Origin of the sequence: Flavobacterium hydrocarbonoxydans (assembly GCF_009789235.1) — a bacterium.
Lineage (GTDB): Bacteria > Bacteroidota > Bacteroidia > Flavobacteriales > Flavobacteriaceae > Flavobacterium > Flavobacterium hydrocarbonoxydans.
The window spans coordinates 152,262-168,428 of sequence record NZ_WSTB01000006.1; the positions used below are offsets into that span (position 1 = coordinate 152,262).

Genomic DNA, 16,167 nt, shown 5'->3' on the forward strand with positions numbered 1-16,167 from the left:
TATAATTAATGAAATTTTGAATTTAAAAATACTTTTTTTAATGTAAAGAGAAGCCTCAAAATAAAACTTATTGAGGCTTGTCTTATTTTTTTAATTCAACTTATGGAGTAGGAATAAACATATAACGACCGTCTAAATCATTGAACCAAATGTCGTATTTTCCAGCTTCAACAATAATATCTCCTCCATCATCGCCCCAGCTTACATCCCAGCTGTTGTTTGCTTTAAATTTCATTTTTCCGGCTTTTAAAGTTTGATTCACTTTCCAGATATGGGCATCAAATGCTGACTGAACTAAAGGAACCTCCATGTTCCATCCAGCATCATCACCTGTTAATACAGATCCTGTCAAAGTAATAGTAGCATAAGTAGTCATTGGCCCTGTGTATGGCTCAATTTTATACGTTAGTTCTTCCAGATTAATTTCAAAAGAATAATAACCTGCCGCTGACGTAGGGAAAACACCCGGATCTGTATCGCTTTCGGTAGCTCTGTACTGTACTTTAGCGCCGTTTGTTCCGTAAGCCGGAGCCCAGAAGCCAACTTGTTCGATTAATTTAAAACCATCCGGGTTAAAATATCCTGTATAATAGTGTTTTGTATTGTCTTTTGTATCTCTGTAAATTGGCATGTTATTGCTTGTCACACTCCATCCTGCAGCAGTACCCGGACCTACTAAGAACAAATCAACTTTAGGGAATACGCCTCTGTAAGGAGTTAATGTAATTGTAATAGGAGTAGAAAGTTTTGGCTCAGAAAGCGTTGTTCCTACTGTAGATTTAATTCTAACATCAAGTGTTCCTTCAACATCAGGTAAAAGTCCAAGTTCAAGCGCTTTTGCGTTAAGCTCAGACACACTAATAATGGCATGTGTAGAGGTTGTCGTTGTAATATCTACCGGTGCTGCAAATTCAGTATTACTAGAAGCAAACTGAACTGTGTAAGTCACAATGGTAGGTGTTCCGTAGGATACTTTTTCCCAGGTCAAAGTCAGGGCCGTATTGTTGGGTGTCTCTTTGTTTAGAATTGTAGCTGAACCGCTCTCCGGTGTAATGATTGCAAAAGCAGGTTCCTGAGCCTCTAAGATCATTAAGTTTTCTTCGTTTTCACAAGACCAAAGTCCTGTAACTAGTGCAACAATTGCAAGAAGTTTATATATGTTTTTCATTTTTGTATCGTTTATATTTTAAAAAAAAAGTTTAGTAGCCCGTGTTTTGAGTCAGATTTCTGTTCGCTCCCAATGATCCTTCCGGAATAGGGAAAACATTCATGTGCGAAGGGATAGCGATTCCTTTAGAAGAATTTCCTTTCCATGACCAGTTGTACGATCCTCCTGTAAATTTTCCAAAACGGATTAAATCTTGTCTGCGGTGTGCTTCCCAGTGTAATTCGCGTGCTCTTTCATCAATTAAAAAATCCAGCGTTAATTCGCTTGAAAGGATATTCCCTACATTCGAATTGCTATTGGCTCTTCTTCTTAAAGCATTTACATAATCCAATGCCTGAGCAGTTGTCCCGTTTCCGCCTCTTAAAGTAGCTTCAGCATACATCAGGTAAACATCGGCTAATCTGAATAAAGGAAAATCTGTATCGGCGTACGTAGAGCTTACTCCATTTACTCCTGTTGAAGTTTTATTGGAGAATTTAGATAAAATATAACCCTGAGTTTTTACCCCAATATCAGCAATATCAATTGTTCTTTGTTTTGAAGGATCGCCCTGAACACCTTTTCCGATCGTGTTTCTGGTATCCTGACTGAATTTTGTACCATCGAATTTCTGAACAAATTCTTTTCTGATTCTAAGTGCGCCTGTCCAGCCTCCAATTCCAAAATCGGCGCCATTGTTTTCCCAGGCTCCAATCTGGCCATTGGTTAAAACCGTTGTAGCACCCCAGTTTTGAGAAACGGATCCATCTGACTGGATTGCGAAGATGATTTCTTCAGAGGTGTCATTATCTGCTTTAAAGTTATCCAGATATTTTGGTTTTAAAGTATAACCGCCTGCAATAACTTCGTTGCACATTGTAATACAGTCATCAAAACGATTCTCCTGAATATATACCTGAGCATTTAGATACAATTTAGCTAAAATCATGCGGGCCATCGATTGATCTAGTCTTCCGTATTCATTAGTTCTGGCTGCTTTTAAGTCTGGTAAAACCGCTTTTAATTCGCTTTCGATAAAAGTAAATAATTGCTTTCTGTTGTATTCAGGACCTGCGAAGTTGATAGGATCATTTTCAGTGTACATTGGAGCTTTACCAAATAAATCCATCATGTTGTAATACGCATAGGCTCTTAAAACACGAACTTCTTTTCGGTACAATTCGATATTGGCTAAAGTGGCAGCATCATTAATTCCACGTGAGCTTAATTTTTCAGGAGTACTCTGGCGTAAAAACTCATTGGCATACGAAACCGAAACCATTGTACGGCTGAACATTCCTAAAATAACCGGGTTGGCCGGTGTCCAGATATTACGTTGTAATTCAGCAGTTCCACCATCATTTTCATAACTCCATATTAACTCGTCTGTTGTTAACTCCTGCAGATACAATAAACATCTTGTAAACTGGCTTGTTCCTGCATCTACACCTTCAAGCGAAGAATTGTCAGGACCTAAAACACCGGTAAGCGTAAGGTTTCCGTAAACACCTGCAAAGGCTTTTTTGTAACCTTCAGGGGTTGAGAATAAAACATCTTCCGAAAGTACGTCGTCATCTTCAGAGACTACGTTTAAGTCATCTGTACAAGACTGAAAAACTGCACTTAGTACTATTATTGTTAGTAAAATATATTTTTTCATGGTTGCTTTATTAAAATTTAAGATTAAGACCAAATAAGATAGATCGTTGTCTTGGATAAATGGTTTTGTCAACACCGTTGTTCGTGATTTCAGGATCTAAACCACTGTATTTAGTAAGTACAAAAACATTCTGAACACCAGTTGATACTCTTAAGGAAGCTTTACTGTTTAACCAGTTTGTCAAAGTATATCCTAACGTAATGTTATCCATTTTTAAGAAAGAAGCATTCTCAATATAAAGATCTGATAATACAACATTTGAAGTGGTCTGGAAATTAGTTTCAGTTACCTGAGACGGAATATTGCTTAAAACACCACCATTTTCCATAGCATCATATTGTGCTCTGCTGGCATCTACTGCATTAAAAATGCGGTTACCAATACTGGCTCTTAAATTGAAAGAAAAGTCAAATTGTTTGTAATTCATGTTCGATGCGAAGCCTAAAGTAAAATCAGGATCAGGATTATTATAGATGTATTTATCCGAATCATTTTTGATATTATCGCCATTTAAATCTGCAAAAGCACCATCAATTGGTTTGCCTTCGCTGTTGTACAATTGTTTGTAAACAAAGAAAGAATAAGGCGTATATCCTTCGCTGAAAATTTGTCCAGGAGTTCCGGTACCGGCAATGTTGTCTCCTAAAAAGATATCCGAATTAAAAGCTAATTCTGTAATTCTTCTTTCAAATTTAGAGGCGTTGAAATTCATATTCCAGTTAAAATCCGTCGTTTTAATTGCGGTTGCATTAACGGTAAATTCGATTCCTTTAGTCGTAAAGCTACCAATGTTTTGATATACCCTGTTTGAATAATTACTTCCATCTGCGGCAGCTGCATTTGCTAATAAATCTTTGGATTCTTTGTAGTACACATCTAATCCGGCTGTGATTCTGTTGTCTAAAAATCCAAAATCAAGACCTGCATTGTAGGTTGTGGTTTCTTCCCACTTTAAATTCTTAGTTACTTTATAAGGCAGGGCAACAGGTATTGCATCTGATCCAAAATAGTATTCAGAATTTCCTCCTCCTAATTGGTATTTCTGAAGGTATCCGTTTGGTTCCGGAATATCCTGCTGACCTGTAATACCATAACTCAAACGTAGTTTTAAGTCGGATAAGGTGTTGTTGTCCTTAAAGAAATCTTCTTTGATTTTCCATGCAAAAGCTACTGAAGGGAAATTTCCCCAACGGTTTTCTTCTTCAAATTTTGATGAACCGTCTCTTCTGTAAGACAAAGTCAGTAAGTATTTATCTCTGAAATTTAAGTTGGTTCTGGCAAAAAATCCAATTAAAAACTGATCGGTATCAGTAGTGGTTTCCGGAAATGTTGACGGAAGATCAGGATTTAAAATATTACCTGTTTCAAATCTTGAACTTTCAAATTTTTGATACGAATATCCCGTTGTAAACTCGAAGTTTAAGGAGTTAAAAGTCTTATTGTAAACCAGATAAGAATCTAATAATTTATTTTGTCTTCTGGCTTCGGTATATTCATTGGTACCATACGGAATGTTATTGTTTGATGGTGCAGAACCTGCACTGGCATCTACCAATCTCGTTCTGTCTCCGTTTGATTCATCAAAACCAACATTTACAACAGCTCTTAGTTCTGGCAAGAAATGAAATTTATAATCTACTTCAAAGTTTCCAAAAAAGCGGTCATTTCTTCCTATATCGCGTGTATTCATTAATTGCGAAACTGGATTTCGGGCTGCGGTAGCAACTAAAGGATAATTTCCGTTAGCGTCCATTCCGGTTGTATATTCAAAATAACCTCCGTAAGGCGCACCATCTACTTTAATAGGCTGAGTTGGGTCGAAACCAATAGCAGCACCTTCTACACCATCTGTAAATCTGTTTTTTTCGTTGGCATAATTGGCAGATAATTTTACTTTTAAATGATTTTCAAAGAATGAAGGATTCATTACTAAACCAACGGTGTTTCTTTTAAATTCATTCGTTAAACGCAAACCTTGCTGATCTGTATTTCCTAACGTTAAACTTGTTGGAATAACCCCAAATAAACTTCCTCTCACCGCTAAACTCTGATCCAGAGATCCGGTGTTTCTGTAAATGGCTTTTTGCCAGTCTGTATTTGCCGTTCCTAATTTATCCAGATCATCAGGTCTTCTGTCGGCAATAATGTTTCTAAATTCATCCGCATTAAAAACATCTACCGTTTTAGTAAGTTTTCCTGCTGAATATTGTACGTTGTAATCTACAGATAAGGTTTTGCTTCCTTTTTTAGTGGTAATAATAATCACACCGTTTGAAGCTCTTGAACCGTAAATAGCCGTTGCCGATGCATCTTTTAAAACCGTCATCGACTCTACAGTTGCAGGGTTTAAAGAAGCTAAAAACGAAGCAGAACCTGTATTGGTTGTATTTTCAAGAGGCAATCCGTCAATAACAATTAATGGGTTGTTGCTTGCAAAAAGGGAGCTTCCTCCCCTAATTCTTATCTCTGATAATGAGCCAGGTGCTCCCGAAGAATTAATTGTCAAACCCGCAACTCTACCGTTAAGGAGGTTTTCAGTTGTAATGTTATTTCCTTTATTAAAATCTTTAGCGGTAAGTGCAGTCACTGCACCGGTCGCATCTTTCTTTTTGACACTTCCGTATCCTACCTGAACGACTACTTCTTTTAGTACATTATTGTCTTCTTCGAGATATACCGTTATGTTTTTCTGAGCACCAACAGTAATGGTCTGATTGGTATAACCGGTATAGGAAAAAACAATTTTATTATCGGTTTTTACTCCTGATAATTGAAATTTTCCATCAAAATCTGTGGTGGTATTTTGGTTCCCTCCGGTTACTTTTATGTTTGCTCCTGGTATAGGCTGTCCGGAGCTTTTTTCCAGAACAATTCCACTTATTGTGTTTTGGGCGAAAACACCAAAAGGGAGCAGCAGTAATAAAAGTAAAAGTTTGTTTTTAATTCTTTTCATACTTTTTTAATGGGTTTGGTTTAAGTTAGTTTTTGTTTATTAGTATTAATTACAAAATGGTAACAGAGCTATAGAAGTTAGTGGTATAATCTGCTTCTTAAAATAGGGCTCTTCTCTTTTTTTAATAAATAAGAATAGGTTTTCCTCTGTAAATTTTAATTGAAATGCTGGTCATGTTTAAATTGTTTTTGGTTACAATAATGGGTTAGTTTTTCTCTTGACTGACTTACTCTGAACAAAAAATAGTGTAGTACTACTCAAACGTTATAGCTTATCAACTCACTTTGCAAATTAAGTACAGAGTTCGTTATTAAGACAGGGGACAATTCATTTATAAAAGGGGACAATTTCGTAAAAGTGTGCGTGCGACACTTAATAAAAACATATTATTCAATTTTTTAATCTAAAAAAAATGATACTATGAATTTTAAACCTTTAAAAAAATGGAATTAGCAATCAATTAATTGTGGTTTTTAACCGGTTTATTCTTTAAAAAAATATTAATCTTGAAAAAATCACCACAAGAGACGCACTGTAGAGACGCACAGCAGTGCGTCTTTACGTTACGTAACCACAATTTATTAAAATGATGCAAGACGCACTGCTGTGCGTCTCTACGGAAAATTGGAATGAAAAAATTAAAACAAAAAAATTGAATCACGCAAAGACGTAGAGAACACTACGTTTTTTACTCTTAGTCTTGAGAACTCCAGGTATTCTTAAATAAAAACAGTTACGTTCTTTGCGAAAAACAGTAAAATTATAACCCGGCAATCCTTTAAAAAACAAATGTTCTATTTACACATTATATAATAATTGTGTTACTTTCGCAAAGTACACAGATTCATATATTCACATAAAAATCGATACAGCTTTGAGATCAGCTCTCTTCTTTTTTTCGTATATAAAAGAGCAACGGACTTTAAATAAAAATCTATGAATAAGTTAATGTTCTTTCTTGTTATTAGTCTTTTGCATATAAATGCATCCGGACAGAATTACCCGATAAGACATCTTGATATTTCATCAGGACTTTCTAACAATTCTGTGGCGACTATATACCAGGATCAAAACGGCTATATGTGGTTTGGAACTTTTGATGGCCTTAACCGATATGATGGAAATGATTTTAAAATTTACCGTCATATTCATACAGATCCAAATTCGATTCAGGGAAATGCCATTAGCTGTATCGAAGGAGACTTTCAAAATAATTTGTGGGTAGGAACTACGGCAGGTCCTGTGGTTTTTAATGCCGAACGATCTTCTTTTAGTCCATTGAAATATTATGATACGAATAAAAGAATCAAACCTTTAAACGTTACCGCCTACGAAATAATTGCGGTACATGCTCTACATATCATTCTCGTTGCCACAAAAGAGGCGATTGTGCTTTATAAGGAAGGTGAAAAAATTGGCACAGCGATACCCTTCAACGGAAAATTAAATTATATCGCACGATCCATAGCTTATAATGCGAAAAAACAAATTTTCTATGTTTTTATAACCGGCAAGGGGCTTTGTCAGTACGATATTAAATCTAAAAAACTAACGCTTCTTAATGATACCCTTACAGGTGCAAACTGCATTAAACTGACCAATGACGGGCTCTGGATTGGATCAGACGAAGGGGCGTATTTATATAATGACAACCTGAACACATACTCTAAAAATTATTTTCTGGAAAAAACAGTTGTGCGCGATTTTTTTCAGCAAGACAACAGACTTTGGATTGCTACTGACGGAGCTGGTCTTTTTACCCTTACCAAAAATCAGTCTGCTCCTGTTTTATATCGTGCCAGCGGGCCTGTTTCATTGCTTAAGAGTAAATCGCTGTATGATATTTTCGAAAGCAAAACCGGAGAAATGTGGTTCGGAACCCTTCGTGGGGGCGTAAGCATGATGGGAGAAAAACCGCTCCATTTTAATCATTTTAAGAGCAAGGATCCACTTACGAATAAAGAAGACGAAGATCCTGCGGCGAACTTCATGCTTTCTTTCTGCGAAGATGTAAAGAAAAATATCTGGATTGGTACTGATGGCGCCGGAATGCGATACTGGAACAGAAAACAAAATACCTATGACGTTTACTCGACAACAGCTGCTGCCGGAAGAAAAATTCAGAGCAATTTTGTTACGAGCATTGTCCGGGATTCTGATAATGCCATTTGGGTGGCTATGTGGAAAGGCGGAGTCTGCCGTATTGATCCACAATCAAAAGCAATTCAGAATTTCTCTATTTATAATCCATTCACTAAAAAAGCAGAACAGGAATCATGGGTACTGTTTATAGATTCAAAAAAAACGCTGTGGCTTGCCGTTACTAATGGCGGAGCACTATATCAATTTGATAAAAAACAAAATAAATTCGTCTGTTACAGCAACGCTTTACGCGATGTTACGTGTCTCTATGAAACCAAAGACGGGAAAATCTGGGGCGGAACTTTCAATTCTTTTTTTGAAATAGAACCCCAAACAAAAAAAGTAAAAATCCATCATTCCGATTATACTATTAGGTGTATAACTGAAGATCAAAACAATAATCTCTGGATTGGCACCGTTGAAGGCGGACTGCTTTTATTTAACCGAAAAACAGGTACTTTTAAAAAATATACCACACAAAACGGTCTTTCGAGCAATACCATACTTCGCCTTTTAGAAGACAAAAAAGGAAATTTATGGATGAGTACGTATCACGGGATTTCCAGATTGAATCCTAAGAACAATACTTTCAGAAATTTTGGGGTATCTGATGGCCTTCAGGGCAGTCAATTTAGCTGGAATGCGGGTACCGAACTTTCGACTGGGGAATTTATTTTTGGCGGTATAAACGGATTCAATGTTTTTGATCCTAATACTATAAAAGACAAAAAAAATACCGGCAAATTTTTATTAAATGATTTGCTGGTAAACAATCAGTCCTTAAAATTGGACAGTCCTTACATCACCGAAAAAAAGCTCGAAATGATAAGCGGTGCCGAACTTCCTTATGAAAAATCGGCCGTGAGTTTTGATTTTGTGTATTTGGATTATATCAATTCTGAAAAAAACAATTCCGCCTATTATCTCGAAGGATGGGACAAAGACTGGAATTATACCTCAAAGAATAACAGGGCAAATTATTCCAGGCTGACCGAAGGAACCTATGTTTTTAAAGTAAAAACAACCGATGTTTTAGGAAATTGGACCCAGGAAGTAACACTCGCGACGGTAAAAATCCTTCCGCCCTGGTATAGAACATGGTGGGCTTATACCCTTTATCTGATTGCAGCTGCTGCTGCGATTTACGCGTATGTACTTTATCATAAAAACAAGGAAAGGCTTCGCTACGAAATAAAACTGGCCCGTATGGAGCATGAAAAAGACAAAGAACATGCCGAAAAACAGTCTTCTATGTTTACCTATATGGCACACGAACTGCGCACTCCCCTATCTCTAATTATAAATCCGCTAAAGAGTGCCATTGATAGAAAAAACAGTTCTGAAGATGATCTTGATCTGAATTTTGCCTACAAAAATGCAAAAAGATTATTGAGTCTCACCGATCAGTTATTGCTTTTTAGAAAAGCGGAAACAGATCTTGATGAACTCAAAATTTCTAAAATTAATTTAAACAACCTGTGCCGTGAAATCTACGACAGCTTTACACAAATGGCAGCGGTTAAAAATTTGAATTATCAGTTTATTGAAGAAAAAATAGCTGTTGAAATATATGGTGATTATGAAAAAATAGAGATTAGTCTTTTCAATTTAATTTCAAATGCTTTCAAATTTACACCCAATAACGGATCCATCAGTATTGAGATAATCGAGAATATTGCTGATGTTTCTATTATCATATCAGATACCGGAAGCGGTATAAGTGAGAATGAAATTGATACTATTTTTGAAAAATTTAAACAGGCTCAGTCTAAAAGCAGTAATGGATTTGGAATAGGTCTTTATGTGGTGAAATATTTTGTGAATAAACATTCTGGTGAAATACGATGCAAAAGCAAAGTAGGAAAAGGTACTTCGTTTACCATTATACTTCCAAAAGGAAAAAATCACTTTGCCGAAATGAACATAAATGAGAACCATTCGCAAATGTCGCCTCTTGTGGGTGAACTTCTTGAAGGGATGCCGGCAGAGAGCCACAATTTAGATAAAAGCAAAGATCCTCTATTGCATCCTGAAAACATACACTCAGCATTAATCAGTACCAAAAAAGTATTGCTAATTGTGGAAGACAATCCCGAAATGAATCATTATCTGGTTCAGCTTTTTACCAACAACTATATAGTGTATTCGGCAGCAAATGGGCTGGAGGGACTAAAACTTGTCGAAAAACACATGCCTGATATTGTTCTAAGTGATATTGCTATGGAGGGTATGAACGGTTTGGATTTATGCAAAAAAATCAAACAAAATGATGATTTAAGCCATATTCCGGTGATACTTCTCACGGCGACAACCAGCAATGATATTCATTTGCAAAGTATTACCGAAGGTGCAGACGATTATGTTACCAAACCTTTTAACAGTGACATACTTCTGGCACGTGTTGATGCTGTTCTTCGAAACAGAGGACAATTGCGCAAGTATTTCTTAAACAGTATTACGCTTCGTGAAAATCTAAATAAGGTTCCTCTTGAATACAAAGAATTTCTGGATAAATGTATCGAAATCGTCGAAGCCAATCTTGAAAACAGCGAATTTAATCTAAAGAGTTTCTCTACTGCAATGGGCATGAGTCATTCCAGTCTTTACAAAAAGATTAAAGCAATTTCGGGACAAACCGTAAATGTTTTCATCAGATCGATCAGAATCCGCAGAGCCGCAGTAATTATGCTTACTGAAAATATTAATATTGCGCAGGTAGGGCCTCAGGTGGGTATAGAAGATCAGCGCTATTTCCGTGAACAGTTTGTAAAATTGTTTGGGATGAAACCTTCAGAATATATCAAAAAATATAGAAATTCTTTTAACAAGGAATTGAATATCATTCAGAAAGAAGATTTATGATGCAAATGCCATACTATTGAACAAAGGGGTTAGTTTTTTCGATGCTTGCCGCTGCTCCAATAAAAGCTTCAGAGAAATCTGAGGCTTTTTTGTTTAAATGCTATCTTATGGTCTGCGGATGATACGGATTGGCTTTGCCAAAACGCAGATTATAATGGATTTTTGGTTTAATTTTCTTCGTTAGTACTTATTTGATAAGCTACCAAACTTCCTCATTACTTTACCAAGCTTATTCTCTAAGTTACGAAGCTTACTCTACAAATTACCAAGGCTATTCTCTAAGTTACGAAGCTTGCTCTACAAAATACCAAGACTACTCTCTAAGTTACGAAGCTTACTCTACAAATTACCAGGGCTATTCTCTAAATTACGAAGCTTACTCTACAAAATACCAAGACTATTCTCTAAGTTACGAAGCTTACTCTACAAAATACCAAGGCTATTCTCTAAGTTACAAAGCTTACTCTACAAAATACCAGGGCTATTCTCTAAATTAGGAAGCTTACTCTCTAAGTTACTATAAATATGTCACTCCGCTGGAGTTTTATTATGAGACGAAAATGATTTTCTATAAATATGTCGCTCCGCTGGAGCTTTCTATAGCATATTCAATAGGGGTGAAATATAATAATTATCAATATCTAACCCTGATGGCGCTTTCAAAATAACATCTTCCTTAACCCGTTGGGTGTAATTAATAAAATTTAATAAACACATAGAAAACATAGATTTTATGATTTTGAAAAAAAGGAAATTAAAAAGAAACTCGTTTCTTCACACATAGCTATGTGTTTTAATGCAAGTGAAACGCCTTTTTTGAGTTCAATAAACTATGTTTTCTATGTGTTAAAATAATTTCACCCAACGAGTTCTTCCTTATATAAAATGATCCTTTTACGATCGCTTCATTTTGTTTAGAAGAAATTTACGAATAGGAACATCTACAAATTGCATCATCAAATACGAGAAAATCAGTAAAGCAACTAATCCTATTACGCTACAAATATTCATAAACGTCATATCGGGTTTGTATTTTTCGATATAACTATAAAACACCCAAAGAAAAGGATAATGAACCATATATAAAGGATACGAAATATCTCCTGATAGTTTACATATCTTCTTGAAACCGGGCAACAGCTCGGCACCTGCCCCCAATGCAACTAGGAAAGGAAAATAAACCACTACTATAAAAGCATCGATAAACCAGTTATATTCTTTTATAAATGGAACCACGAATGCAGCCACAAGCAATACCGACAAAGAGACAAAACCCAATCTGGATTTGATGATCCAATTGAAACGATACACCAGCATTCCGGCAAGAAAAGAATAAAACACGCGGGCGCCACCTCCAAAAAAACTATCACCGCTCCAGCCTACTCCTACATAATTGGCATCAAAAGCCACAAAACAAAGAATGACTGCTGCCACTAAAGTCAGTATCCACAGGATTTTATTATTTAGTTTATACAGCAGAAACGCATAAAAAACATTCGCTACATACTCCCAAAACAACGACCATGTAGGCGGATTAAGATGAAAAAGATTAAAGTAACGTTCCTGTACCAGCGGATACGGAATCATGAAACAGGACGAGAAAAACATTTTTACGGTTTCCCATAACCCATACTTCGCATACAAATCGCTAAACGGGTCAAAAACAAATGTCAATAAACCTAATATCGCCCCTATGACTACCAATGGCTGTAAACGGATCAATCTTAGTTTAAAAAATGTAGCGATTCCCATCTCGGCAATTCTGTTATCGTAGGCGTAAGCCAGTACAAAACCGGACAAACAGAAAAAGAAATCGACGGCCAGGTAACTGTGTGCAATAAAATTATCTGCATAATTAGGATACACAAATTCCATAAAGTGAAAAACAACTACCGAAACCGCAGCCACACCTCTAAGGCCGTCTAAAATTTCGTAATGCTGTTTGTTTTTTAAAATGTTTGGGGAAACTTCAGAGAATGCCATTCTTTATTAATTGAAATTAGTTTTGGGTTAAGAATTACAAATCAAATTATAATTTTTGACATCTTCATCATATTACACCAAAAATAACAGAACATCTATTATGAAATTATAATGAATTACTATAAAATGATTCGTTTATATACTTTATATCTTATTCGTTTATGCCAAATAAATAATATATTAGCTAAAATTTACCCAATATGGTAAGCTTCCAAAAACAAAAAAACCACACTCCAAATGAATAAAAAAACAGTAATTCTGATCGGTTTTATTATTTTAAAATTTGTTCTACAATATGTCTTGATAAGCCCTGAATACGATTTACAACGTGATGAATATCTGCATCTCGATCAGGCACATCATCTGGCGTGGGGCTATCTGTCAGTTCCTCCGGTGACTTCGTGGTTTTCTTATCTGATTCTTTTGCTTGGCAATTCGTTTTTTTGGGTGAAGTTCTTTCCGGCTCTTTTTGGTGTGCTTACCCTGCTCATCGTCTGGAAAACCATTGAATTACTCAAAGGCAATTTATATGCTTTGATTCTGGGCGCGACCTGTATGGTGTTTTCGTGTTTGCTGCGAATCAATATGCTTTACCAGCCCAATTCGCTGGATGTTTTATGCTGGACTGCTTTTTATTATACCGCAATTCTATATTTGACTACCGAAGAAAAAAAATGGCTGTATGCTGGTGCCGTCGTATTTGCTTTTGGTTTCCTGAACAAATACAATATTTTGTTTCTGCTTATTGGTTTGTTGCCCGCTCTACTGCTTACTGAACAAAGGCGTATATTGGTACAAAAACACCTTTATTTTGCTTTGCTTCTTGGTGTATTACTCATTATTCCCAATATCATCTGGCAATACAACAACCAATTCCCGATTGTGCATCACATGAAAGAACTTGCCGAAACACAATTGGTCAATGTTGATCGTTTGGGTTTTCTAAAAGAACAAGTCCTCTTTTTTATTGGAGGCTTTTTGGTTATTCTGTCCGGGCTTTATGCTTTATTGTTTTATAAGCCTTTCGAAAAATATAAATTCTTCTTTGCTTCTATCCTTTTCACCCTCGTTGTCTTTTTATATTTTAAAGCAAAATCGTATTACGCCATTGGTTTATACCCCATTTATATTGCTTTTGGGGCTGTATTTCTTTCAAAGATTTTAGAAACGGGCTGGAAGCGTTATCTGCAGCCTGTGTTTATCCTCCTTCCGCTGTTGTTTTTTATTCCGATGTACCAGCTGCTTTTTCCAAACAAAACGCCTGAATACATTGTTGCACATTCTGAAAAATACAAAGATCTCGGCATGTTGCGTTGGGAAGATGGTAAAGATCATGCTTTGCCTCAGGATTTTGCCGATATGCTGGGCTGGAAAGAACTGGCACGAAAAACCGACTCGGTATATGCAACGCTCCCTAATCCGGAATTAACGCTGGTGCTTTGTGACAATTACGGACAGGCCGGAGCGATTAATTATTATTCTGAAAAAGGGATAAAAGCCGTTTCGTTTAATGCCGATTATGTCAATTGGTTTGATCTTACGGTTTCCTATAAAAATCTTATCCGAATTAAAGAATATGAAGAAAACAATACCGAATTTGCCGAAACGAGTCCGTACTTTCAAACCTCAGCCATAGCGGGTGAAATAACCAATATTTATGCGCGGGAATACAAAACCACTATTTTTGTATTTACTAATGCAAAGGTTGATATCAACAAAAGAATTGAGTACGAAATCAAGGAAGAAAAAAATTACGAGTAATTCGTTTAACACATAGAAAACATAGCTTATTAAACTCAAAAAAGGCGTTTCACTTGCATTAAAACACATAGTTAGCGGTCAGACTAAAACGACAGAATGTGAAACTAAAAATTACAAACAAAAATGACAAAATTTAGTTGGGACATAATTCAGAAACAATCAGACGAAATTTTATCGTGCGGACTTAACAAATTGAAAACTCAAACGTTTTGCGACACTTCGACTGTTAATGAAAAAGGCTTTGGAAATTATCTAATTTCGCTTGATAAAGTTCCATTTTATGTTGGAGAAGGAAAAGAACTTATTAAAAGACTTAAACAACAATTCAAACCAACAACATCGACTTTTTACAAGAACTTCGAGAAACTAAATTCTGCAAATCTACTTACAAAACCTACAACAATTGACAAGTTTAAAATTCAATTTATTTCGACAAACATTGGAAGAAAAGAAGTTGAAGAATTTGGAATTGTAAACTTACCAACAAAACTTAACGGCTTCCAACTTGACAAAAGGAAAAAATTTGCAATTTCTGACCAAAAAGGACTTTGGAATGCTGTTCAAGCAAATTTCGCAACACTTTTAGAAGAAGGAGAAACTAAAATTCTAAAATCAACTTTTACATCTTGGTTTGACACAAAAACTATCAGCATGGCTGGACTGTACCTCGTAAAAGACAAATCAAACAAACTAATTTATATTGGTGAAAGTTCGGATATTGGAGAGCGAATAAAAACTCATAGTGGACGAACATATTTTTCTGCCCTTCGAAGGCACATTGGTACTGACATTTTTGGTTTTGAACTTCAAGAAATTAAAGGTAAAAAAAGGTACTTTAGCGAAACAGAAGACAAAAAAGTAACAGAATTTTTAAAAACGTGTAAAGCGACACTTTTTCCAGTTGTATTTGGACGCTACGAATTAGAAGAATATTTAATAAAAAAACACAAACCTTTATTAAACCGAAAAAACAAAAAAGACTAACAAAAAGCCCGAATCGCTAACATAGCTATGTGTGAAGAAACGAGTTTCTTTTTGATTTCCTTTTTTTCAAAATCATAAAATCTATGTTTTCTATGTGTTTAATTAAATTTTTAATCATTAAACCTCAACGGGTTATAACTTATACCTAATGATCGATTTTAGCACTATAGACTATTTAAAAAAAGGAAGCTTAAAGCAGGTTCAGGCTTTTGAAGTGCTGACACAACATAAGGTTTTGTCTAAAATGGCTCCCTACGACCCTATTCTGGCAGGAACAATTCCGATAAACATTGCTATTGATAACAGCGATCTTGATATCCTTTGTTATTGGGAGGACAAAGCTCCTTTTATTGCAATGCTGGAATTTCATTTCAGTAAGGAAAATCAGTTTACACTTCGTGAAACGGTTATTGATGCTCATGAAACGGTTATTGCAAATTTTAGAATAGAGAACTTCGAAATTGAGATATTTGGACAAAACATTCCGGTCAGAAATCAGAATGGCTACCTTCACCTGCTAATCGAACATGAAATTCTGGAATCAAAAGAGGAAAGTTTTCGCTTGGAAATCATCAAACTCAAGCAAAAAGGATACAAAACCGAGCCTGCTTTTGCCTTATTATTAGGCTTAAAAGGCAATCCTTTTGAAGCTTTATTAAAATACAAGATGTAAGG

General features: G+C 35.8%; 9 protein-coding genes. 5 read left to right on the top strand and 4 right to left on the bottom strand.

All coding sequences use genetic code 11. From position 1 onward, the window contains the following. Positions 1-100: 100 nt before the first annotated feature. Genes GON26_RS12390 through GON26_RS12400 form a run of 3 tightly spaced genes read right to left on the bottom strand, consistent with a single transcriptional unit; the run spans position 101 to position 5,760 of the window. Positions 101-1,168, bottom strand: a complete 1,068-nt coding sequence (locus GON26_RS12390) for a SusE domain-containing protein (RefSeq protein WP_160375082.1) — start codon at positions 1,166-1,168, stop codon at positions 101-103. Between the two features lie 31 nt (positions 1,169-1,199). Further along, positions 1,200-2,807, bottom strand: coding sequence for a RagB/SusD family nutrient uptake outer membrane protein (locus tag GON26_RS12395; RefSeq protein WP_160375083.1), 1,608 nt, complete (start codon positions 2,805-2,807; stop codon positions 1,200-1,202). Positions 2,808-2,817: 10 nt separating this feature from the next. Continuing rightward, positions 2,818-5,760, bottom strand: coding sequence for a SusC/RagA family TonB-linked outer membrane protein (locus GON26_RS12400; protein ID WP_160375084.1), 2,943 nt, complete (start codon positions 5,758-5,760; stop codon positions 2,818-2,820). 936 nt (positions 5,761-6,696) lie between these two features. On the opposite strand from GON26_RS12400, the gene GON26_RS12405 reads away from it, so the two are divergent. Together GON26_RS12405 and GON26_RS12410 are read left to right on the top strand one after the other, a co-directional pair. Beyond that, positions 6,697-10,764, top strand: coding sequence for a hybrid sensor histidine kinase/response regulator transcription factor (locus tag GON26_RS12405; protein ID WP_160375085.1), 4,068 nt, complete (start codon positions 6,697-6,699; stop codon positions 10,762-10,764). Between the two features lie 191 nt (positions 10,765-10,955). Continuing rightward, positions 10,956-11,261: a hypothetical protein gene (locus GON26_RS12410; protein WP_160375086.1), complete on the top strand. Its 306-nt coding sequence runs from the start codon at positions 10,956-10,958 to the stop codon at positions 11,259-11,261. Between the two features lie 397 nt (positions 11,262-11,658). On the opposite strand, the gene GON26_RS12415 is transcribed toward GON26_RS12410, so the two are convergent. Next, positions 11,659-12,747, bottom strand: coding sequence for an acyltransferase family protein (locus tag GON26_RS12415; RefSeq protein WP_160375087.1), 1,089 nt, complete (start codon positions 12,745-12,747; stop codon positions 11,659-11,661). 237 nt (positions 12,748-12,984) lie between these two features. Between GON26_RS12415 and GON26_RS12420 the strand changes: the two genes are divergently transcribed. The 3 genes from GON26_RS12420 to GON26_RS12430 all read left to right on the top strand — a co-directional run bounded on the left by GON26_RS12420 (position 12,985) and on the right by GON26_RS12430 (position 16,165). Continuing rightward, a complete protein-coding gene (locus GON26_RS12420; protein WP_160375088.1) occupies positions 12,985-14,508 on the top strand; it encodes a glycosyltransferase family 39 protein in 1,524 nt (507 codons plus the stop codon). Between the two features lie 123 nt (positions 14,509-14,631). Next, positions 14,632-15,492 carry a GIY-YIG nuclease family protein gene (locus GON26_RS12425; protein WP_160375089.1) on the top strand — a complete coding sequence of 287 codons (861 nt, stop codon included), beginning with the start codon at positions 14,632-14,634 and terminating at the stop codon, positions 15,490-15,492. Positions 15,493-15,640: 148 nt separating this feature from the next. Further along, entirely contained in the window at positions 15,641-16,165 is a 525-nt protein-coding gene (locus tag GON26_RS12430) for a DUF4269 domain-containing protein (protein WP_160375090.1), read from the top strand. The last annotated feature ends 2 nt before the right edge of the window (positions 16,166-16,167 follow it).

What these genes read in the sequence shown, in the direction of transcription:
- GON26_RS12390 (WP_160375082.1), bottom strand. Translation starts at nt 1,168, where the DNA reads ATGAAAAACATATATAAACTTCTTGCAATTGTTGCACTAGTTACAGGA.
- GON26_RS12395 (WP_160375083.1), bottom strand. Translation starts at nt 2,807, where the DNA reads ATGAAAAAATATATTTTACTAACAATAATAGTACTAAGTGCAGTTTTT.
- GON26_RS12400 (WP_160375084.1), bottom strand. Translation starts at nt 5,760, where the DNA reads ATGAAAAGAATTAAAAACAAACTTTTACTTTTATTACTGCTGCTCCCT.
- GON26_RS12405 (WP_160375085.1), top strand. Translation starts at nt 6,697, where the DNA reads ATGAATAAGTTAATGTTCTTTCTTGTTATTAGTCTTTTGCATATAAAT.
- GON26_RS12415 (WP_160375087.1), bottom strand. Translation starts at nt 12,747, where the DNA reads ATGGCATTCTCTGAAGTTTCCCCAAACATTTTAAAAAACAAACAGCAT.
- GON26_RS12420 (WP_160375088.1), top strand. Translation starts at nt 12,985, where the DNA reads ATGAATAAAAAAACAGTAATTCTGATCGGTTTTATTATTTTAAAATTT.
- GON26_RS12425 (WP_160375089.1), top strand. Translation starts at nt 14,632, where the DNA reads ATGACAAAATTTAGTTGGGACATAATTCAGAAACAATCAGACGAAATT.
- GON26_RS12430 (WP_160375090.1), top strand. Translation starts at nt 15,641, where the DNA reads ATGATCGATTTTAGCACTATAGACTATTTAAAAAAAGGAAGCTTAAAG.